General features: G+C 39.1%; 21 protein-coding genes. 12 read left to right on the forward strand and 9 right to left on the reverse strand.

All coding sequences use genetic code 11. The annotated features are described in order from the left end of the window. Nucleotides 1–56: 56 nt before the first annotated feature. The 6 genes from FTU17_RS03985 to FTU17_RS04010 all read left to right on the forward strand — a co-directional run bounded on the left by FTU17_RS03985 (nucleotide 57) and on the right by FTU17_RS04010 (nucleotide 5305). Nucleotides 57–1049: a patatin-like phospholipase family protein gene (locus FTU17_RS03985; protein WP_180005304.1), complete on the forward strand. Its 993-nt coding sequence runs from the start codon at nucleotides 57–59 to the stop codon at nucleotides 1047–1049. A 386-nt stretch (nucleotides 1050–1435) separates the two neighbouring features. Next, on the forward strand, nucleotides 1436–1612 hold the full coding sequence (locus FTU17_RS03990) for a hypothetical protein (RefSeq protein ID WP_171262670.1): 177 nt from the start codon (nucleotides 1436–1438) through the stop codon (nucleotides 1610–1612). 282 nt (nucleotides 1613–1894) lie between these two features. Beyond that, the gene (locus FTU17_RS03995; protein WP_078191431.1) at nucleotides 1895–2416 is read left to right on the forward strand and encodes an acyl-CoA thioesterase; all 522 of its coding nucleotides are present in this window, start codon (nucleotides 1895–1897) and stop codon (nucleotides 2414–2416) included. Nucleotides 2417–2613: 197 nt separating this feature from the next. Continuing rightward, entirely contained in the window at nucleotides 2614–3210 is a 597-nt protein-coding gene (locus FTU17_RS04000; RefSeq protein ID WP_111885574.1) for a TetR/AcrR family transcriptional regulator, read from the forward strand. Next, nucleotides 3207–4412, forward strand: coding sequence for an MFS transporter (locus FTU17_RS04005; protein ID WP_180005305.1), 1206 nt, complete (start codon nucleotides 3207–3209; stop codon nucleotides 4410–4412). Before FTU17_RS04000 ends, FTU17_RS04005 begins: the two co-directional genes overlap by 4 nt. Beyond that, nucleotides 4412–5305: a LysR substrate-binding domain-containing protein gene (locus FTU17_RS04010; RefSeq protein ID WP_078192238.1), complete on the forward strand. Its 894-nt coding sequence runs from the start codon at nucleotides 4412–4414 to the stop codon at nucleotides 5303–5305. The genes FTU17_RS04005 and FTU17_RS04010 overlap by 1 nt, the downstream gene beginning before the upstream one ends. Nucleotides 5306–5773: 468 nt before the next feature. Here the strand turns inward: FTU17_RS04010 and FTU17_RS17430 are convergent, their stop codons facing one another. Together FTU17_RS17430 and FTU17_RS17435 are read right to left on the reverse strand one after the other, a co-directional pair. Beyond that, complete coding sequence (locus tag FTU17_RS17430; RefSeq protein WP_257223135.1) at nucleotides 5774–6325, reverse strand: DUF4349 domain-containing protein; 552 nt, start codon at nucleotides 6323–6325, stop codon at nucleotides 5774–5776. 224 nt (nucleotides 6326–6549) lie between these two features. After that, entirely contained in the window at nucleotides 6550–6681 is a 132-nt protein-coding gene (locus FTU17_RS17435; RefSeq protein WP_257227357.1) for a hypothetical protein, read from the reverse strand. 169 nt (nucleotides 6682–6850) lie between these two features. On the opposite strand from FTU17_RS17435, the gene FTU17_RS04020 reads away from it, so the two are divergent. Next, nucleotides 6851–7489, forward strand: coding sequence for a glutathione S-transferase family protein (locus FTU17_RS04020; RefSeq protein WP_218955525.1), 639 nt, complete (start codon nucleotides 6851–6853; stop codon nucleotides 7487–7489). A gap of 175 nt (nucleotides 7490–7664) precedes the next feature. Here the strand turns inward: FTU17_RS04020 and FTU17_RS04025 are convergent, their stop codons facing one another. The 3 genes from FTU17_RS04025 to FTU17_RS04035 all read right to left on the reverse strand — a co-directional run bounded on the left by FTU17_RS04025 (nucleotide 7665) and on the right by FTU17_RS04035 (nucleotide 10636). Continuing rightward, nucleotides 7665–8345, reverse strand: coding sequence for a hypothetical protein (locus FTU17_RS04025; RefSeq protein ID WP_180134742.1), 681 nt, complete (start codon nucleotides 8343–8345; stop codon nucleotides 7665–7667). Between the two features lie 121 nt (nucleotides 8346–8466). Continuing rightward, entirely contained in the window at nucleotides 8467–10071 is a 1605-nt protein-coding gene (locus FTU17_RS04030; protein WP_078192235.1) for a bifunctional 3-(3-hydroxy-phenyl)propionate/3-hydroxycinnamic acid hydroxylase, read from the reverse strand. A gap of 343 nt (nucleotides 10072–10414) precedes the next feature. Further along, the gene (locus tag FTU17_RS04035) at nucleotides 10415–10636 is read right to left on the reverse strand and encodes a hypothetical protein (protein ID WP_078191424.1); all 222 of its coding nucleotides are present in this window, start codon (nucleotides 10634–10636) and stop codon (nucleotides 10415–10417) included. A 568-nt stretch (nucleotides 10637–11204) separates the two neighbouring features. On the opposite strand from FTU17_RS04035, the gene FTU17_RS04040 reads away from it, so the two are divergent. The 4 genes from FTU17_RS04040 (at nucleotide 11205) to FTU17_RS04055 (ending at nucleotide 15641) form a co-directional block, all read left to right on the forward strand. Continuing rightward, on the forward strand, nucleotides 11205–12218 hold the full coding sequence (locus FTU17_RS04040; RefSeq protein WP_180134743.1) for a GTP-binding protein: 1014 nt from the start codon (nucleotides 11205–11207) through the stop codon (nucleotides 12216–12218). 65 nt (nucleotides 12219–12283) lie between these two features. After that, a complete protein-coding gene (locus FTU17_RS04045; protein WP_180134744.1) occupies nucleotides 12284–12814 on the forward strand; it encodes a YaeQ family protein in 531 nt (176 codons plus the stop codon). Between the two features lie 504 nt (nucleotides 12815–13318). Next, the gene (locus tag FTU17_RS04050) at nucleotides 13319–13657 is read left to right on the forward strand and encodes an FKBP-type peptidyl-prolyl cis-trans isomerase (RefSeq protein WP_078191421.1); all 339 of its coding nucleotides are present in this window, start codon (nucleotides 13319–13321) and stop codon (nucleotides 13655–13657) included. A 187-nt stretch (nucleotides 13658–13844) separates the two neighbouring features. Next, the gene (locus FTU17_RS04055; RefSeq protein WP_180134756.1) at nucleotides 13845–15641 is read left to right on the forward strand and encodes a diguanylate cyclase; all 1797 of its coding nucleotides are present in this window, start codon (nucleotides 13845–13847) and stop codon (nucleotides 15639–15641) included. Between the two features lie 143 nt (nucleotides 15642–15784). Here the strand turns inward: FTU17_RS04055 and FTU17_RS04060 are convergent, their stop codons facing one another. Then, nucleotides 15785–16231: a GNAT family N-acetyltransferase gene (locus FTU17_RS04060; protein ID WP_180005311.1), complete on the reverse strand. Its 447-nt coding sequence runs from the start codon at nucleotides 16229–16231 to the stop codon at nucleotides 15785–15787. A 436-nt stretch (nucleotides 16232–16667) separates the two neighbouring features. Between FTU17_RS04060 and FTU17_RS04065 the strand changes: the two genes are divergently transcribed. Then, nucleotides 16668–17156: a hypothetical protein gene (locus FTU17_RS04065; protein ID WP_168379275.1), complete on the forward strand. Its 489-nt coding sequence runs from the start codon at nucleotides 16668–16670 to the stop codon at nucleotides 17154–17156. On the opposite strand, the gene FTU17_RS04070 is transcribed toward FTU17_RS04065, so the two are convergent. The 3 genes from FTU17_RS04070 to FTU17_RS04080 are packed head-to-tail and all read right to left on the reverse strand — an operon-like array spanning nucleotide 17138 to nucleotide 19482. Beyond that, nucleotides 17138–17701: a TetR/AcrR family transcriptional regulator gene (locus FTU17_RS04070; protein ID WP_180005312.1), complete on the reverse strand. Its 564-nt coding sequence runs from the start codon at nucleotides 17699–17701 to the stop codon at nucleotides 17138–17140. The two genes, FTU17_RS04065 and FTU17_RS04070, sit on opposite strands and share 19 nt — an antisense overlap. Nucleotides 17702–17751: 50 nt before the next feature. Next, complete coding sequence (locus FTU17_RS04075) at nucleotides 17752–18642, reverse strand: alpha/beta fold hydrolase (RefSeq protein ID WP_180005313.1); 891 nt, start codon at nucleotides 18640–18642, stop codon at nucleotides 17752–17754. 54 nt (nucleotides 18643–18696) lie between these two features. Further along, entirely contained in the window at nucleotides 18697–19482 is a 786-nt protein-coding gene (locus tag FTU17_RS04080) for a crotonase/enoyl-CoA hydratase family protein (RefSeq protein WP_180007551.1), read from the reverse strand. Nucleotides 19483–19668 lie beyond the last annotated feature (186 nt).

A 19668-nucleotide genomic window follows, 5' to 3' on the forward strand; every position in this document is an offset into this window, starting at 1 on the left:
ACTGATTAGACTACTTTTTCTCTTCAAATCTCGAGTTGCATTTGGAATATCTCTCAATGAAAAGCATAACTGTTTTGATGACTGCATTCGCAATCAGCCTTGTGGGTTGTCAAAGTGTGGGCTCAAAAACGGTCAGCGCTGAAACAACCGCACAAATTCGGACTTATACAGCAGCACCTGCACAGGTGGCGAATAACCGCATTGACTTTAAAAAAGTGAAAAAGCAGGAAAAGCGTCCGATTGTTGCTTTGGTTTTAGGGAGTGGTGGGGCACGTGGTTATGCACACATTGGCGCCATTCAGATACTTGAACAGCAGGGAATACACCCAGATTTCATTGTTGGAACCAGTGCGGGTAGCATTGTGGGTTCAATCTATGCATCAGGTAAAAGTGCCAATGAGTTAAGAGATATCGCCTTAAATATGAAAGCCAATGATGTTCGAGAAATACGCTTGGACAAAAAAGGCTTTTTTGACGGTAAAAAAGTTGAAGATTATATCAATGAGCAAGTTGATGACGTGCCTTTAGAGTTGCTAAAAACCCCAATGTATGTGGTGGCAACCGAGTTAAAGAATGGCAAAAAAGTCGTGTTCAACTATGGCAATACGGGGCAGGCTGTTCGTGCTTCGGTGTCGATTCCAAGTATGTTCATTCCCACGATTATTGAAGACACAGAATATGTTGATGGCGGATTGGTCAGCCCTGTTCCTGTGGATGTTGCACGCGATTTAGGGGCAGATATTATTATTGCAGTAGATATTTTGGCACGACCTATTCATACCGAAACGTCTAATGTTTGGGGCTTGTTTAACCAAAATATCAATATTATGCAAAATCGTTTAGCTCAAGAAGAACTCAAGCGAGCAGACATTGTGATTCAACCTGATTTACGTGAAAAAGCACATATATTTGATGTAAAAGGTCGTGAAGCGACGATGCTTGCAGGTGAAGAGGCAACCTTAGAAAAACTTGGAGAGATTTCTCGGGTTTATGCTGAACATCAATATAGCAAGGGACATCATATTCCTTATTTAGCAGCCAAAGACTAGGTTGGTACGATTCGCAAATTTAAATGCATCCTGTTCACCTAGCAGGGTGCATTTTTATTTCAGCAAAGCATTTTAATTTTTGCTCTCAGCTTTTCCCATGCTCAATAGTATCTAGTAATCATTAATATCTTGGATGTTGATTGGTTTTAGGTCTTAATCAAAAGATTTGCCAAATATAAAAATCGTAATAATACGAAAATATACAGTTAATTATTTGAAATTAATTAAAAAAATCATATTAATTGGTTTTACGTAGGTTTTAAGAGTATATACCTATATTAGCGTTTTTATTCATGTGCTTACGTTTACCAATACTGTTGAAGTGTTTAGAATATCATCAGGTTATTAATACTTAAAACCAATAAATATTTTAAAGGTGGCTGTAGATGAAAACGCTTGATGTAGGACAAAAAGTAAAGCTTGCGATGATGGAAGAGAGCGTATTTATTGTCACTCATGTACATGTAGATAACTCTTACACGCTAGAAAGTACCAATGATGGTGGACAAAAAACCAGCTATGACAACGTATCTTTCGAGATGTTAAAAGTCTTAGAAGATTAAGTTTAATGCCGTGCTATGTTGAATCGATGAACAACGCGTTTTAATGAATATGTTTTAAATATAAAACACAGCATAGCTTGGATTAAAAAAAATTGATAGATAGCGCGATAACTACTTGTTTATCGGGTGTATATCGTTATCAATATATATTTTACTGAATGATGGTATGATCACTATAAATAATAATGATGGTTTTTTTGCCGATTTGAACATTTAATTTTGATTAAAATCTATATAATAATCACATTAATCATTGTTATATCACGAGTCTAGAGAAACAAGATGTCCCCATTAGATCAAATTGCGAATGCACTAGACGACCAGTCAGAATTATCGATGTCAGTTTTAATGACTCCTGACATGGCGAATTTTTCGGGTAATGTGCATGGTGGAACGATTCTAAAATTGTTAGACCAAGTCGCGTATGCTTGTGCAAGTCGCTATTCTGGTAGCTACGTGGTGACACTATCAGTCGATAAAGTAAATTTTAAAGAACCAATTCACGTGGGTGAGTTAGTGACTTTCCTTGCAAGTGTGAACCATGTAGGTCGTACTTCTATGGAAATTGGTATTCGTGTTGAAGCGCAGAACATTCAAAAACGTACAGTGCGTCATACCAATAGTTGCTATTTCACAATGGTCGCTGTTGATGATCAAGGTAAACCAAAACAAATTCCAGCATTGAATCTAGATAATGACTGGAAACGTTGTCGCTTCGAAGCTGCGGAACATCGTAAAGTGGCGCGTTTACAGGAAAATCATCATCCTTCTTGCAGTATTTATAAAAAGTCGACACAAAGCTAATCGCTTTGGTGGCTGAATATTTGAAAAGATCGCTTAAGCGATCTTTTTTTATGCTGAAATTCGTCTGGAGAGTGCAGTAGGGATTTGAATTCCGAGTGTGCGACTAAAGTTTTTTTCTTCAAAGCTTAGTTAAAGATAGTCATTCAGTCCAATACCGTTTAATATAAAACGATACGTAGCGTTTCGTTTTTTGAATTATGAGTGAAACTGAAAAAACTTCTCGGCGTAAGCAATGTATCTTACAAGCGGTCACAGATGCTTTGGCGGAAAGTGATTATCGAAGCATGACCATTGAAGACATTGCGGCTCGTGCAGGCGTGGGAAAATCGACGATTTACCGTTGGTGGAAGCATAAGTCCGATCTGGTTTTCGATGCTTTTAAAGCGCACACCGCGTCGGTGTTTGAACTCGATTTATCACAAAGTTTAGAGTTCAATCTAAATCAACAATTGCTCAAACTATCACGGGCTTTAAATCAGCACGTAGGTCGAGCATTGCTGGTTGTATTGGCGGAGCATCGTGAAGCAGCGGGTGAGTTTTTTAAACAGTATTTATTACCTCGACGAGAAGCCACACGTGAGCTGATTCAATTGGCCATTCAACGAGGAGAAATTCGCGCAGATTATCCTTTCGAACTCATGTTGGACATGTTGTACGGCCCGATTCATTATCAGATCATTTTCTTTAATACCCAGCCAGATGAAGACTATATCAAGCGACTGGTGCAGTTGGCGCTAAACCCGATTTTTATGCAGTCCCAAGCCACGCGTAGCAGCGAGACAATGACCTCATGATTACTCAACATCAGGCATCGCTATGGAACAAGTCTTTCGTTTTTTGTCTGTGTAATAACTTGTTTTTATTTAGCTATTACTTTGCACTGCTGACAATATTGCCCATTTATATTATGAAAGAATTGGGTGGTTCGATTCAGCAAGCGGGTATGGCTTTAACGCTGTTTTTGGTGTCATCCATTGCGATTCGTCCCTTTTCCGGCATGATCATTGAGCGTTTTGGTAAAGCCAATTCTGTACGTATTTCAGGCTTTATTTTTGTCGTTTTTGCGCTGAGTTATTTGTGGATTGACAGCATGTGGTCGTTGTTGGTCATTCGTTTTTTACATGGTTTTTGGTTCAGTATATTAACCACGGTCAATGTTCCCATCGTAAATGATTACATCCCAGATCATCGAAAAGGCGAAGGCATGGGTTACTTTGTCATGTCGACCAACTTAGGAGTGGTGATCGGGCCATTTTTAGCGCTGAGTATGATTCAATCCAGCAGTTTTAGTACCTTATTTGCAGTATTAGCCTTATTGGTTGCAGTGGGCTATATTTTTACGTGGTTAGTTCAAATACAAGAATACGTACAGCATAAATCAAGTGATCAAGCGAGCCAATCCGCAGCCATCCAATGGCGTGATGTGATTGAAACACGAGTACTTGCCATCAGTTTTGTGGCACTACTAACTGCGTTTGCATATTCGAGTGTGATGAGTTTTATCACCGCTTATGCAGAGTTGAAGCATTTACTCGCTTATACCAGTATCTTTTTTATTGTCTTTGCTGTGTCGATGTTGATCGTCCGTCCTTGGGTTGGCAAAGTTTATGATCGCAAAGGCCCGAGTGCAGTCATCTATCCATCCTTTATTTGCTTTGCCATTGGTTTGGTGATTGTGAGTTTTCTCACGAATCAATGGGTGCTTTGGATATCGGCCGTTTTTATGGGCATCGGCTACGGTTCAGTTTTCCCATGCCTGCAAACGGTCGCGATTCAAACGGTAGAAAAAGCCCGAATGGGACATGCAATATCCACCTTTTTTGCCTTGTTTGATATTGGCCTTGCTGTCGGTTCGGTCATTATGGGTGTGCTGATTGCATACTTTGGATTTCAGGCAACCTATTTATTTTGTGCAGTGATGGTGCTGTTCACTTTGTGGATGTATCGTCTATTCGTGGCAAACCAATTTAAACGCAGTGCTTTAGGAGCTGAATAATGGAATTACGACATCTACGATATTTTGTTGCGGTTGCCGAAGAGCTAAATTTTACCAAGGCTGCGCAGCGGATGTGTACAGTGCAACCTTCTTTAAGTCAGCAAATTAAAGACTTAGAACAGGAAGTTGGGGTGCAATTATTGATGCGAACCAACCGAAAAGTTGAACTGACTGCAGAAGGTCAGGCCTTTTTAAAAGAAGCGCGTTTGAGTTTAGAGCATGCTGAAAAAGCCATGATAGATGCGCGTCAAATTGCGAAGCTCAGTAAAGAACAACTGAATATCGGCTTTGTTCCTGTGGCTGAAATGAAGGTCTTTCCTTATATCATGCCAAATATTCGAGCTCAGTTTCCTGAGTTAAAAATTCATTTTCATAGTTTAATGGATGTCGATCAGATCAGTGCAGTACGTAAAGGAGAGATTGATATTGCCTTTACCCGTTATGTCGAAGAAAGCCCTGATATAGAATCTGTTCAGATTTTTACTGAGCCTTTGGCGTTGATTGTACCGAAAAATTCGCCTGTAGCAGAACAGCGGCATATCAGCATTAAAAACATGAATAATCAGGATTTTATTATTAGTGATGAACATTCATCACCTGAGCTATACCGAATTATTCAAGATTTCTTTAAGCAAAATAAACTGAATGTGAACTTGGTGCAGCATTCGACCAATATTTTGTTAAATGTCAATTTGGTCGGTATGGGTGTCGGTTGGAGTTTAGTACCGTCTTATGTGATTCCATTGCTCGGTGATAAAATATTGGTTAAAAGTACCGTTGAACCTTTGCCGACCATTGGTTTGTATGCGAGCTATCGAAAAGATCGTAAAAATGATGCAATCGAATTGATTTTAAAAGTCTTAAAAGAGCAGTTCTATATGGGCTTTTTCTAAGCTTTTACATATTGCCGTAAGATCTAAATAACTGATGTTACGCAGTAACATCAGAAGCGCAATTTGATTCAAATATAAAGTACGATACGCGGTAAGGTCATCCGCAAGTGTTTGAGACAGGACAACTTCTAATCAAAAAGTTTTTGCGATACTCTGAATAATTTGACGGTAGTGAACGAGTTTTGCGGTGAGGAGCATTGCTCCGCAAGATGGTTTCCTTGCGAAGCTTCGCTTCTCATTTTGCCGAATGAGAAACAATGTTTCGTAAGAGTACCTCTAGCCGAAGGCTAATCCCTTTATTCAATCCCTAGATATAAGACTTCGTCGAATAGACTTAAAAATGCAAAATTACTTTTACGTGTGTAACATCAGTTAAATAAAAAATTCTGAATTAATAGCTTCGGGATTTTTTTAGTTATCGTATTTTTAATCAAAGACTCAATGATACATAGCCTTTGTCACTCTGATTTATTTAAACCATTTTTGTAAATAGGGTTTCATCACGCGGTAGGCAATCAAACCGATGAGTATAATCAGATAGAGTGGCCAAATCGTAATGAGAACAACCAACAGGCTCAACACAAATTGCCACCCTTTTTGTATACCGTACCATGCTCTTTGCCAGAAACTATCGCCATTTAATTGCGCTACAGCATCAAGGTTAATATCGATATGTTCACGGACAGTGGCAGGTTGAATAAATCCAATCACAATCGTGCTATAGCGGACACGATCTTGAACTTCTAAGCGGGTCAGTCGTAAGATTTCATTGACTTGCGCAGTTGCAACATGGTCGGGCACGACCTGTGTTTGTGACATTTTTTCTTCGAGTAGTTTTAGCTCATAGCGTTTTGCCGAATATTGCTGACGGTTCAAAAAATGCATAAGCGGCAACAGTTGATTGACGAAATGTGCAGCTTTTTCACTTGGCACACGAATGATCATTTCCGCTTGCGGATTTACTTTTTCAAAAATTTTAATTTTGCCGTCAGTAATCGGGTAGGATTGACTCTCTTGCACTATAAAGTCGATATTTTTCTGTTCAATAAAACCGCCTAAACTTAGCGTGAGTTTTTCAATTTCTAAGGCAGTTTAACTACATCTTTCGACTCAAAACTGACATTGGCTTCTCGTACCATTTTACGGGAGGCTTCGGCTGGGTTGACCTGCTCATTTAAAATAGTTTCAGGTTTCTGTGTTGTTGCAGGCGTGGTAGAAGGCTCATTGGATGTGCTTTCCGCTGCTTAATCTTGCTGTGTACTGACTTGAGCAAGTTGTGCATCTGCGCTGGCTTCAGTTGCCATTTCTTCGGTTTTCTTGGAACAGCCTGAAATTAAAATCACCGTTAACATGACAATTAAATATTTATTTTTCATCGATGTAGAACTCAATTGTTTGATTATCAGAAAGTCTGGGTAAATATTTTTTGCTTTAAATATAAATTCAAATTTAGCGTAATTATTAGTCGGGCGTATTGTATCGGAAAGTGTTTAAAGCAGGGATGAACGCAACATAATTCTACATAAAGCCGCGTATAGTCATAGATTGAACAACAAGGATGAAAATAAGGATATCTACAATGAACCCAGCAATCCACGCTCACGCAGTAATACCATTCTGCCTTTATTAAAAGAATTAGACATCGAGTCAGAAGTTGACATTATTGAAGTGCCATATGAAGAGATGCATCAAGCGGCATATCTCAAGATTAACCCCATGGGCAAAGTTCCTTGCTTGGTCGATGGTACTGCCGTGATCAGTGAAACTGCAGCCATCTTTAGTTATTTAGCCGATAAATTCAGTGACAAAGGTTTAGCACCCGCCTTGGATAATCCAAAACGTGGTGAATATTTGAAATGGATGTTTTTCTGTCATGGTCCGCTGACTGAATATATGGACATGAAAAATGTCGGCATTAGCACAGAGTTGATGGATGAAAAACGTGGCAGTTTGAGTTTTGGTAATGAAAAAATACTTTTAGATTTTATTAAAACAGGGCTTGCGCAGGTCCAGCCATATCTGTTGGGGGATAAAATTAGCGCAGCAGATTTGTATTTAGCTTATTGGATGGTGTATGCAATTTCATTCAAAATATTGCCATATTTAGATGAATTTAAACCTTTTATTCAGCAGATTCAGCAACGTGAATCGGTAAAAGATGTGCATTGGTTTCAGTCGGTTTAACTTGGATGCTTATTTGATTGTTGGCTGAACGTGGTATTGCTATATGTCTATTCATATAACTCTTTCTTTGAGAATTAAAAAGAAAGAGTTTTAAATATCAATCACTAAGATGATAAAGCGATTTTAATTATTGCCTAGATAATGTATGGCATATATTGCGCTAAATTAAATAGACTCAATCGTTGTTGGGTCTATTTAAAAAATCATCGGCTTCATCATCAGATAGAGGTGGGCCTAAATCTCTTTCAAGTTTGGCATATATTTCAAGCAGTCTTTTTTGATGTGGATCCATATCTAAGGCACGATGCTGCTGATATGTTAATTGATCATCAATCCAATCATAATCCTGAATCGTAGACCCGGCGAAACTGGTTTTCAAATGGAGTTTGTAATAACCATAAAAGTTGTGTTTCTTGGTATCTAGACAGAGATAGGCGAAGGTAGACCAACCACTTTCGGGAAATTTAAGGCGAGTTCGGCAGGGCTTCTTTTCTAGTGTAAATGTGGGTGAATAGACTTGGCCTTTTAGAATGATATTTTTATCTTGACCAAAATATTGAGTTTGTAATGCAAATAAAGCAAGAATCACTGTGGTGAGAAAAAAGCTGGCAATGACTGCATAAAAAAATGAAATGTATAAATGGAAGGACAAAAAATTAGATTCTTCGTTTTTGTTCACATCTTTTTCTAAGCCTAATAAATAGCAATTCAAAGAAATAAGAAAACAGAGGCAAAAAACGAAAATAGCTAACCAACTATTGGCATGAAAATGATGTATCTCTACGAAAATGAGTGAACAGATAAAAATAAAGCCCAACAAACTATAAATGAATAATTTCTGAAATCTTTTTTGCATTTTGCGAAGCTTATAATTATGTATTGAACGATTATAGCATGCGATGTTTATAGTGATTATAGAAAAAATCACCATGCTTTATGCATGGTGATTTTTAATTCTTGCAGATCTATTTAGATTATTAAGCATGCAATTTTGCAAACAATTGTTGGCTCACGCTGTCTAAAGTTTGTGGAATTGCAATCGCTGCAACAAAACGGTCTGGGCGAAGAATCGTAACAGATTCAGTGGTTTTACCAAACCAACCACGAATATCGGTACCAATATCACCAATCGTAATCACATTGTCGTACTTGGTGCGATTTTCATTGCTAAGCTGAACAGCAGGCAATACTTGGATAAATTTAACGCCCAATTTTTGCCATTTTTTCATGGTCGCATCTGACAGACCCCATTTCGGATCGACGCCCCAAGCAATGATTGCAAAGTCGTTACCGATGACTTCATCAAGTAGGACTTTTTCACCAGATTCAAGTTGAACATGTGGCTGAATGAACATTTTACCTACAGGTGAGTCTTTAACACCGTTATTGATCAATGCACCGTCGTTGTACTTCGGCATTGGTTTGAAGCGCATTTCCAATAGATATTGCTTGATCGGTTTGATGTAATTGAGTGCATAGGCAATACCATCACGGACGAAACCTTGCCATTTTTTCGGTGGAGCAAGGACATGACCCGCCATTACAGAAAGATCAATCATCGCTTTTGCATGATCTTTACGTTCAACTTGGTACGTATCTAAAAGTGCAGGGCCAGCTTTACCTTGTACAACCATTGCAACTTTCCACGCAAGGTTGAATGCATCACGCATACCACTGTTATACCCTTGACCTTGCCATACTGGCATGATGTGCGCAGCATCACCTGCAAGTAAAATACGGTCTACACGGAATTTATCTGCAATACGCGCATTGTGGGTATAAACACGCTGACGAATCACTTCAATACCATCGGTCGTTGGAAGTACTTTCGACAAAAGTTTGGCAATGTTTTCAGGTTTGCTTAATTCTTCTTGAGTCTCCCCAGGCATCACCATAAATTCGAAACGACGAATACCGTGTGGAAGCGCAGCAGATACATAAGGACGCACAGGGTCACAGCATAGGTAAATGTGTGGCGTTGCGAGTGGGTCATTATTGATATCGATCACGATCCATTGGTTCGGTGCAGTTTTACCATCGAAGCCGATGTTGAGGGTACGACGTACCACTGAGTTACCACCATCACAAGCAATCAAATACTGCGCTTGAATTTTTTCAGCTTCACCGTCTTTATTTTGAATATTTAGCGTTACACCATTGGCATCTTGGCTAAAATCAGACAATTGACGAGAGAATAAAACATTTGTGGTTTCGTACTGTTTTAAACCTTGTAGTAGTACATTATCGACTTGCGGTTGAATAAAGGCATTACGACGTGAGAAACCAAATTCACGAGTGAGCGGTTGAATGTCAGCGAAACAACGACCTTTAGGGGTTAAGAAACGCATCGCGTGGTTCGGTGTTGTATGTGGTAATACTTGATCCACTAAACCTAATGATTGGATGGTACGTAATGATTCATCATCAATACCAATCGCACGTGGGTAGTCAATCAGGCTGTCCAGTTGTTCAATCACAGTGACATTGACGCCTTGCTTACTTAAGTAGTTTGCAATGGTTAAGCCGACAGGACCTGCGCCCAGAATGGCAACTTCCGTTGTGTAATTTGCTTTATTGCTCATGCGTAAACATCCAATCACTTCACATATGCCACTATTAAGTTCTAAACAGAGACTTTCAACAAGCTAGGCATAAGTCGAAACGATGAATCGAATTGTCGTGTTTTTTGCAGGGTTTTATTTTAAGTGGATGATATATATTTATTTATATGAAAATCATCAATCATTTTGAATGATTTATCGATCATTAAAATCTATTAATCAGTAGCTTTGAGCATAAAAAAGCCGAACCATTTTTCAATGATCCGGCGACTTTAATTCATTTAGCACAACATTCTATTAGTGAGGGATAAATGTTGAGCAGCAGACTAAATGAATTTAGCGTGTGGAGTACGCTATTCGTCTATTACTGAGCAGGTTGAGCTGGTGCAGAACCTTCAGCATTTGCTTCTGAAGCAGGTTGAGCAGCAGTACCTTCAGCAGCAGTTGTTTCAGTCGCTGGCTGTTCTTGAGTGCTAACCACTACTTTTTCTTGTTCAGGTGCTTCTTGTTTATCTTTGCTCGCAGCAAAACTTGTTGCAGCTGCAGCAGCTAGAGTAGAAGCAAGTAAAATTTGAGTTAATTTCATTTTGAGCATCCTTATATATTTTAGTAAGTCCTGAAAAGATCATCACGTCCATCAGGAGAGAACTCATGCTAAATTGAGAAAACCGAGTGATCAATGCGAGCAACAAAGTGAAACAGACTGGTTAACTGGATGAATACATAACCGTCCATCCTGTGTTTTAAATGTAAAAAAATATCGGAATCTTCATTTAACTTTGCAAGAAAAAATGACCAAATCGACTTCATGATTCATTCATTGTTTACATGATGATTACATCGAAGTCGTAATTAAGCTGAATCCAGAATTTTCACTAAAATCCAAATGTAAGGATTCTTTTCGATATGGCTATTTTTTTAAATATAAGAGTTAACTTTGCCAATAAAATGTGACCAGATATGTCATGCATTCATGCAAATGGAATAAATAGGCTGTTTAACAGCCAGATCATCATTCAATGCCTCGGATACTAGGCTAATCTATGCTTTAGGAAAATGAAGACGGAGAAATGAAGACTAGGCTTGCAGCATTTTTTTGAAATCATTATGGTAAAGGCCATCAATCATTGGCTATTTATTTGAGTGACTCACTTTTGAAATTAGTTTCTACCCACGGTGCGATTCCGGTTTATATTATTTCTGGCTTTTTAGGTGCGGGTAAAACCACAGTTTTACAGCAGTTATTAAAGCAAAAGCCAGCGGGCGAAACTTGGGCCGTACTGATGAATGAGTTTGGGCAAATTGGGGTCGATCAACAGATGTTGCCGCAAGATCAGGGCTTTGCGGTGAAGGAATTATTGGGTGGATGTCTATGTTGTAGCAGCCAACTGCCGATGCAAATTGCGTTGTCACGGTTATTGTCAGAGGTGAAACCCGACCGACTGTTTATTGAGCCGACAGGTTTGGGGCATCCGGGACAACTTTTGGAGCAATTGACTGAGCCACATTGGCATCCGCATTTAGCCATGCGAGCATTGGTGACCGTGGTCGATGGCTCACGCTTACATGATCAAGATTGGACTTCGCAAAACCTGTATGCCGATCAACTCAAAGTGGCACAAATCGTTGTGGTGTCTCATGTCGATTGTATGAGTGATGCCGATCAAGCTGGTTTGGAACGACTCAAACAAGCGTATTTACCGTATCAGCAGCAATGGATCAATGTCGTCAAAGGTGAATTAAAACTGGCAAATATTGATCTCGCCTATGTGGGAAGTCCGCGTAAAATTCAGCCTTTATTGGCGATGCAAAAGCAAACGTTGGTCGATGTACCCACAGAAATTAAACAGTTGCCTTATCATTATGTTGAATCCGCTCAGGGCTATAGTGTCGCAGGTTGGAAACTCCCAAAACGTTGGATTTTCGACTTTTTTGAGCTGTTAGATTTACTCTGTGAGCAGCAAGATTGGCTACGGATCAAAGGTATTTTTCAGACAGACCAAGGTTGGAAAACCTTTAACTTTAATCCTGATCAGTTTAATTATCAGTCGAGCGAGGAAAGTATCGATAATCGTGTCGAAATTATTTACCAAACTGAACGTGAATGGCTTGAATTTGAAGATCGCTTAATGCAGTGTCGTATCGATGCCGATAAAGCGGAGAAATAAGTAAATCAACGCAGCAAAAGCTTGCTAAATCTTATATGCTAAGCGCCAAATTTGAGGACTTTACCATGGCGCTAAAAGCTACAATTTATAAAGCAGATTTGAACATTGCCAATATGGATGTACACCAATATGGTGATTATCAATTGACGATGGCTTTGCATCCTTCTGAAACGATTGAACGTTTGATGGTACGTGTCTTGGCATATGCACGCTATGCAGATGAAGCATTAGAATTTACCAAAGATCTTTTCGAAACAGATGAACCAGCGCTGTGGGAAAAAGATTTAACAGGTCAATTGGTGAAATGGATTGAAGTCGGTTGCCCTGACGAAGACAAAGTCAAAAAAGCCAGTGCTCGTTGCTCACACGTTGCTGTGATTAGCTATGGTTCTTCAGTAGACGAATGGTATAAACGCAACAGCAAACTGAAAACCCTGAAGAATGTTGAAATTTGGCAATTATCTGAAGCGAGTACAGCTGCCATTCAAGAGTTATGCGAACGAACCATGTCTTTACAATTAAACGTAATGGATGGCGAATGGACTTTGATTGGTGATAAAGCTCAAGCGGTGATTGAATGGACACAATTGCAATAAGTTTATCATTTGATTTAACTCTTCATGATGGGTGTGAGTTTAGGCTTGCATCCTTATATATAACAATTTTTTAGTGAATACTATTCTGTTGATTTAAAAGTTGATTTGAAACTCAGTCGATCTAAAACCATCATAAAAATCTAATTTGGGGAAAATTTCCAGGCCTCAATTTATGTAATGCTCATGGATGAATCCTCTTTATTATCATTGTAAATAGCGTTGTTCTTACCGCATAAACGTCTTCATTCAATGAACGTTCAAACTTTTAGAGCGCTTTAAATTTTTTATTCGTTTCTTCCCAATGCATCTTAGTGATAACGGAATACTCCTAAATGTTTCAAGACATGTGAGCTTTACTAGTAAATGTTTATTTGCATGCTGATCTAAATCATTGTGTTCTCAACTTTGAATCGGTAAGTTCTAACGCATTCAAGGGCATCATGTTCAGACTGATTCTGTTTATAATAGTGCTTTATTTAGATTGCGGCATTTGAGGTTGAGAGCATGAGCACGGAATTAGAAATTATTGACTTAGTGGTAGGCGAAGGTAAAGAGGCGGTTAAAGGTGCTTTGATTACAACTCACTATACTGGTTGGTTAGAAGATGGTACTAAATTTGATTCATCATTGGATCGTGGTAATTATTTTGAAACGGTGATTGGTACTGGCCGTGTGATTAAAGGTTGGGATCAGGGCATCATGGGGATGAAAGTCGGTGGTAAACGTAAGTTAATCGTACCATCACATTTGGCTTATGGTGAGCGTAAAATGGGTAATGTAATTCCTGCCAATTCAAATCTTATTTTTGAGATTGAATTGTATGACGTAAAAACTCGCGATTAATAGATCAATAGTTTTAGATCAATGACATGGACGTTATTGATCAATTGGATAAAATAGATGTTGTTATTTTTGTCTTTTACCGTAGATTAGAATAATTACTCGAGTATAAACGCAGGAATCAAAGCCATTGTATTTACAGTTGCCTTGTACCAGATTGTTCTGGGTTTTTACCTTTATTATTTTTACACTGGCATTTACTGTATCGACTGTTCAAGCACAGTATGAAACTGCGCCTAAATCATTTTATTTAAAGCATCAAAACGAAGTTAACCAAATCTACTTCACAGAAGATACCAGTAGCCTATTGCAAGGCAAATGGTTGTTTTATCCAAATCAATTTTTAACGTCTCCAAGTTCAGTTCTGGTCGGTCAAACGGTCTATCTGCCTGCTTCATTTAAAGACATCACAGGGGACAGTAAAGGTTTTGGGACATTTACTGGACATTTCCAAATCCCCAAACAATTTATTGGCCGACGTATCGCGGTCTTGATTCCAAATCAGTACGGTGCGTATCGGGTATTTTTAAATGGTGATGTGATCGTCCGTTTGGGTGAAGTGGGACAAACTGAAGCAGAACAAAAAACGGAAAATGCTCCACGAATTGCCTATTTTGTGGCACAAGATGAATATTTTACTTTAACTATTCAGGCATCAAGTTTTAACAGTATGCATGGTGGGTTTGAAAACCCGATGCGCATTGGTATCGCCAAGACAGTAAACCGCCAATTCCAACAACAAATGATGAGTATTGGAATGGTGTCGGGCGCCGTCTTGGGTGTGGGACTATTTACGATCCTATTTTCTGTTTTCCGAGGTTTACGCGGTCGCAATAGCCGAAGTAACTTGGTGTTTGGCTTTTTTATTGTATTTTTAGCATTCCATAATTTATTTTCAGCACCTTATGCCTATACCACTTTTACCGATATCAATTGGTTGTGGGGCACGCGATTAGAATATTTATTTACTTATTTGGCATCGATTTTCTTTTTAAGTTATATCCACTTGCTCAGTCGTCGCTATTTATTTACCTTAAATTATCAGATCGCGATTTTGCTGTTGTCGTTGAATATTTCAGTGACTTTTGTTTCGACGCCTGAAATTTTTCAACCTTTGGCAACTTACAGTTTTGCCTATGTGATCGTTGTTCTAAGTAATTTTGCTTATGGTTTTTACGTAACACTGAAAAAGAAAGAACCGTATTCAAAATTAAATTTAATCGCGGTTATTTTCCTGTGCATTACCTTTTTAAACGACTTTTTACTGATGATGAATTTGATTGATTCAGTCAATTTATCGTTCATTTCAACCAGTTTGTATGCCTTGTTGATCATGTTTCAGCAATCGCACCATTATGCACAGCAGTCTATGCATACCGAGCAGTTAAATAATAGTTTACTTGAGCTAAACAGTTCACTCGATCAGAAAGTTAAAGAACGCACCTTACAGCTTCACGAGCTGAATACAAAATTAGAGCTACAAATTCGTATTGATGCCTTAACAGGGGCATTTAACCGCCGTGCATTGAATGCTGAAATTCAACGTTTATATTCAGAAGTCCGTTTTCATAGTCACCGAACGTTGGTCTTTGCCATGTTAGATGTCGATTATTTTAAAAATTATAATGACCACTATGGACATCTCAAAGGCGATGAGGTGTTACAGCAGATCGTGAAAACCATGCAAAATACCCTGCCAAGTTCAGCCTATGTGGCTCGCTACGGTGGAGAGGAGTTTGCCATATTGATGCATGATGTTCCGTATGCGATTGCCCAAGAGCAATTGCAATTGGTACTCGAAGCCATGCGTAATGAACAACTTGAACATGTTAATCGGGGTGATGAAAAAAATTACGTCACACTGAGTTTGGGCATGGCATGGATGGATAAGCAAAATGACTTCGAAAGTATCGAAGCTTTAATGAAACATGCAGACTATTATTTATATATGGCCAAACAGGCAGGACGCGATCAACTTAAGCCTTGATACCTAGTCGTAAACGGTTTAAAACTTTGTGGAGGTATCGCTAGTATTCTTTGCCAATCCTTATTTAGATTCATTTATCTTTAAATTCATCTATACAATCATCTTATTTGAAAATCTATCCCTCTACGAACTTTATCTCTCTACTAGCAGAGTTGTTTGACTAATTTAAGAGGTACATCAGCAGGCTCAAAATCCTGATGTGCGACAAAGCCATATTTTTGGTAAAAGGCGAGTGCCGTATGGGTACTTTCTAGACTGATCTCGGTAATATTCTTTTTCCGGACGCAGTGCATCATGTTTAATAATAACGCCTTACCAATGCCTTGGTACTGACGTTCAGGGCAAATATAGTTCAGTAAAATTTGTCCCTGATCACTGACTAAAATAAAGCCGACCACTCGATTGTCACTGACGTAGACCCAACTATCGTTGTAAAGCATCCACATTAAGATATTTGATTGATTTGCCTCCTCAAGCCAAGTTTGAATCACACTTTCATTACGTTGATGGTCCTGGATACATGAACGAATGCTGTTGTGAATCACGTTAATAATTTCGGGTATGTCCTGGATTTGTGCTTCACGTATCATAATTTTTTCTTTTTATAAAAAAACTCCAACAGCCTGCCATTTCAGAAGATATCGCCCTGTGCTTAAAGAGGCTTATTGTTGCGTTTTATGTTTTTTTGCTGCCATTGCGCCGTTGGGTTGGGTTTTTATTTCAAAATTGTTGCAAAATTTACAAATGTATATTTATAAATTAATCATTAAATATGGATAAATAACCACATAAATGCATCTAACTATACTGTTTTTAAAGTAATAATAGATCTTTTAGAAAAGTATACACACTTAATAATTTCAGCAGGTGTAATAGTTTGAAATAAATTAGCAAAGAAAATAGGCCAAATTTCAGCTTTAAAATAATTTTGTATGAATTTTAAACGTTATTGTGCGTTATATTAGTCCATAAAAATATTCGATGATTCAAGATGTGCATGCGCGTCATCGGCAGTAGGTTGTTATTATGGTTAATTTTCTCATTGTGATATGTATTCTGATCGCGTTGTCTGCAGCGGGCATTGTGGTCAAAAAAATCCTAAAAACAGAAAAATATCGTCAAAAATATACGCGCTACCAAGCACCAGAAAAATCGAACAGTATCTCTTTAGCATCGAATGATGATGCTATACGCCAAGTCGATCAGGTCATTGAAGTTGATGAATATGAACAGCAACTTTTTGATGATATTGCGGAAATTTTCTTTCAACAACAATACAAATTAGATTCGCTACAGGCAGCCGAGCAGTTACAAGAAGTCTTTTTACGTCGCATGCCAGTGAATTGTAAAACTCAAATTCGCCAATTAGATTTGAATGAATGGTCGATTTATTGGAATTTTTACAATCAATCACTCGAGTATTATTTAGGCCGATACGGTGAGTTTTATACACATGTCGACCGTTTTGGCGAAGAACATAAAATTGAATATCGCTATCAAGACTCCGCAAGTTGAAGCAAAATGCGATCTTGGACTAAATCGAGATAACTCAAATCATCGGTTATTCGGGCCATTAAAATAGCGCCTTCATAATCCGCCAAGCTGACTTTGGCAAGTTGAGCGGCGTGTTCGATGGTCATGCATCGCTTAAAAAACACTTCAAAGGCGAGTTGCCACTCCTGAAAGATGGACTGTAATTTTGCAAAAATCTCGGCAGGTAAATGTTGCCGCTCCATACTTAAGATCCCGACCAAACAGCCTAATCCACCTTGGCTAAAAAACTGGATGGCCTGTTGATGGATGTGCGAGAAAGCCTGTTGAGGTGATGCAGTGGATTGCTGTAATTGCTGAAAAATACTGTGCTGTAACTTTACATGCGTCAGGTTTAAAATTTCCATCAGCAAAGCGTCTTTATTCGGATAGTCATAATAAAACGCAGCTTTTGAAAGTCCACAGGCTTCAGCCAATTTCCCCATGCTGCAGCCCATATAGCCATAGCGTTTAAAGGCGTGTGCTGACTGTAGTAATAGATGTTCTGAGGTGTTTTTCCGTGGACGCATGTATCTCTCTATCCAAATAAATCACTATGATGTGTATAAAGTAAATTGGTTTAACCGACTAATAGTTCGTCAAACCTTCCAATGACTTCCTGCCATAAGGGTTCAGCACCTTTGCGGAAATATCCCATATGACCAATATGTTTTAGACCATAATCTTGCGCTTCAATATTGATATAGTGCATTGATGCTTGCGCATAATGTTGCATAAAAGCATGTCGTGAATTGGGTAATGCCCAGTCATCATCGAGCGCAGCGACCGCATAAATCGGCGTTTGAACTGCAGCATATTGTTGAGATAGCTCACTCAGCTCAGGGTCGGCAAAGAAATAGGTTGGGTTTTTACACCAACGACGCCATTGCTTATAGACATCGACAGGAAGGTCAGCGCCCATATTGAGTTTGCTCCAAGGCAAATACCCTTTGACGGCAACCATCGGCGGAAAAACGATATTCCACATCACATGAACCTTCATTTTTTCTTTAAAGGGCATATAGCCATGCCAACCTGCGCCAGTGCCAAAACAATACATGGCACGTATCTGATCATGATTTGAGGTGAGGCCTAGTGCTTGACCGCCATAGGAGTGTCCCACTAGAAAAGTTTCCTGACCGTGTTGTTGCATATAAGCTATGGCACCAGAAAGGTCATAACGTCCCCAGTCGAGGTAGGACATCTTAAAGCCTTTAAGTTTTGACGGTGCAGAACGTCCTATACCACGATAATCAAAAGTCAGTACTTGATAACCGAGTCCTGCGGCATACTCGGCAAAACGACGGTAAAATTGTTGAGGTACACCTGTAGCACTTGAAATAATAATATTGGCTTTAGCAGCAGAATTAGGCCGATATTCAACGCCTGAAAGCGTATAACCATCGGTTGCTGGGAAACTCACGGGTGTACTGTGTATTTCTTGCGTTGTTTGTTCTAAATCCGTTGGCATAATTTTTCTCTGAATAGGCAGGACGGAAAGGGTTTACTCAGTTTAAATAAAGGGTTATTTGCCCTGAAAATTGGCTGCGCGACGTTGTAGCATGGCCATCACACCTTCTTGTACATCTTGTGTTTTTAGTAGTGGTTGTAAATGCTGATCTAATTGAGCAAAGGCAGCATCGGCTCCCAAATGCACCCCTTGCTGTGCTGCAGCGAGTGTTGCCTGAACCGCCAGTGGTGCAGCCTGTGCAATTTGTTCTGCAAGTTCTATTGCACGAGATAAGGGCGCTTGGTCGGTGATTTCAGTCACCAAGTTCATGTCATATGCCGTTTGCGCATTGAAACGTTCACCTGTGAGTAAATAGCGCATGGCTTTATTCCAACCCGCTGCTTGCACAAAGCGAACTGTTGCGCCACCAAAGGGAAGAATGCCACGTTGCACTTCCATTTGAGCAAACTCCGTGTGACGCTGTGCGATCACGATATCGGCATTCAGCATGAGTTCAATACCCGCTGTAAAACAGAACCCTTGTACCGCGACCACAACTGGTTTTTTTCGTTGTCGTGAGTTGGTTCCCCACGGATTAATTTGCTGATCAGGAAAATTAAACAGTCCACTGCCAAGTTTTGGTTGTAGTTCGACCAGATCTAGACCTGCAGTAAAATGATCACCATGTGCAAAAATCACTGCACAGCGTAAATTTGGATCATCTTCATATTCAGTGAGTGCCAGTGAAAGGTCATGAATTAAATGACTGTCAAACGCATTTCGTTTATCTGCACGGTCCAAACCGATTAAATAAAGATGACCACGAATTTCTCGACTTACACGACCTTGTTGTTCTGACATTTGGATGATTCCTTCTGATTATTCTTTATGCATAGCTAAGTTTTTAAACGATTGTTAGAAAACTGTCAAAACTGATGCGTTCAAAACATCAAAATCATCGTCTGGTGGATGAGTGGTTTGATTTAAAATTTACAGAGTTGATATGAAATAGTGTGTGATATAGCTTGCCTTTGGGCTGATTTTTTC

Source organism: Acinetobacter sp. YH12070 (assembly GCF_013419625.1).
GTDB lineage: Bacteria > Pseudomonadota > Gammaproteobacteria > Pseudomonadales > Moraxellaceae > Acinetobacter > Acinetobacter amyesii.

Excerpts from the sequence above, each read along its gene's own strand:
- FTU17_RS04065 (WP_168379275.1), top strand. The coding sequence starts at position 16,668 with ATGGTTAATTTTCTCATTGTGATATGTATTCTGATCGCGTTGTCTGCA.
- FTU17_RS04050 (WP_078191421.1), top strand. The coding sequence starts at position 13,319 with ATGAGCACGGAATTAGAAATTATTGACTTAGTGGTAGGCGAAGGTAAA.
- FTU17_RS03985 (WP_180005304.1), top strand. The coding sequence starts at position 57 with ATGAAAAGCATAACTGTTTTGATGACTGCATTCGCAATCAGCCTTGTG.
- FTU17_RS17435 (WP_257227357.1), bottom strand. The coding sequence starts at position 6,681 with ATGAAAAATAAATATTTAATTGTCATGTTAACGGTGATTTTAATTTCA.
- FTU17_RS03990 (WP_171262670.1), top strand. The coding sequence starts at position 1,436 with ATGAAAACGCTTGATGTAGGACAAAAAGTAAAGCTTGCGATGATGGAA.
- FTU17_RS04010 (WP_078192238.1), top strand. The coding sequence starts at position 4,412 with ATGGAATTACGACATCTACGATATTTTGTTGCGGTTGCCGAAGAGCTA.
- FTU17_RS04025 (WP_180134742.1), bottom strand. The coding sequence starts at position 8,345 with ATGCAAAAAAGATTTCAGAAATTATTCATTTATAGTTTGTTGGGCTTT.
- FTU17_RS04070 (WP_180005312.1), bottom strand. The coding sequence starts at position 17,701 with ATGCGTCCACGGAAAAACACCTCAGAACATCTATTACTACAGTCAGCA.
- FTU17_RS03995 (WP_078191431.1), top strand. The coding sequence starts at position 1,895 with ATGTCCCCATTAGATCAAATTGCGAATGCACTAGACGACCAGTCAGAA.
- FTU17_RS04005 (WP_180005305.1), top strand. The coding sequence starts at position 3,207 with ATGATTACTCAACATCAGGCATCGCTATGGAACAAGTCTTTCGTTTTT.
- FTU17_RS04060 (WP_180005311.1), bottom strand. The coding sequence starts at position 16,231 with ATGATACGTGAAGCACAAATCCAGGACATACCCGAAATTATTAACGTG.
- FTU17_RS04080 (WP_180007551.1), bottom strand. The coding sequence starts at position 19,482 with ATGTCAGAACAACAAGGTCGTGTAAGTCGAGAAATTCGTGGTCATCTT.
- FTU17_RS04035 (WP_078191424.1), bottom strand. The coding sequence starts at position 10,636 with ATGAAATTAACTCAAATTTTACTTGCTTCTACTCTAGCTGCTGCAGCT.
- FTU17_RS04075 (WP_180005313.1), bottom strand. The coding sequence starts at position 18,642 with ATGCCAACGGATTTAGAACAAACAACGCAAGAAATACACAGTACACCC.
- FTU17_RS04045 (WP_180134744.1), top strand. The coding sequence starts at position 12,284 with ATGGCGCTAAAAGCTACAATTTATAAAGCAGATTTGAACATTGCCAAT.
- FTU17_RS04030 (WP_078192235.1), bottom strand. The coding sequence starts at position 10,071 with ATGAGCAATAAAGCAAATTACACAACGGAAGTTGCCATTCTGGGCGCA.
- FTU17_RS04000 (WP_111885574.1), top strand. The coding sequence starts at position 2,614 with ATGAGTGAAACTGAAAAAACTTCTCGGCGTAAGCAATGTATCTTACAA.